The organism is Paraburkholderia sp. BR10954, assembly GCF_040965775.1.
GTDB classification, from domain to species: domain Bacteria; phylum Pseudomonadota; class Gammaproteobacteria; order Burkholderiales; family Burkholderiaceae; genus Paraburkholderia; species Paraburkholderia youngii.
In genome coordinates this window covers 1-315 of record NZ_JBFRCK010000278.1, presented here as the reverse complement: position 1 = coordinate 315, position 315 = coordinate 1, and the positions used below count along the sequence as shown (strand labels likewise).

Genomic DNA, 315 nt, shown 5'->3' with positions numbered 1-315 from the left:
CCCGACGAGCCCTCGCCGCCGCCCTTGCCGAGCATGCTGCGCAGCGTGCGCGCGAGCTTCGTCGCGTCGGCATTGCGTAGCGGCACGACGTGGATGTTGCCCGGCATCGCGGTCGGCATGTCGAGCTCCTTGGCCGCCGCGAGGCGTGCGGTGTTCGACGCGCGCATCAGCAGCGAGTTGGTGCGCGGATCGGACGAGATCGACACCTTGAGCGTCGCGTCCGTGCTGCCGATCGAGCCCGGATCGAGCATCTTGTTCATCTGCTGCGCGATGTCGATCGCATTCGCGTTCTTCAGCGGCACGACTGCAACCGCC

The 315-nt window shown here is 67.9% G+C and carries 1 protein-coding gene; it reads right to left on the bottom strand.

Going from position 1 to position 315, the window contains the following annotated elements; all coding sequences use genetic code 11:
• Window positions 1-315: secretin N-terminal domain-containing protein (locus AB4Y34_RS42230; protein ID WP_368719354.1), on the bottom strand; the 315-nt coding region annotated here is incomplete at both ends.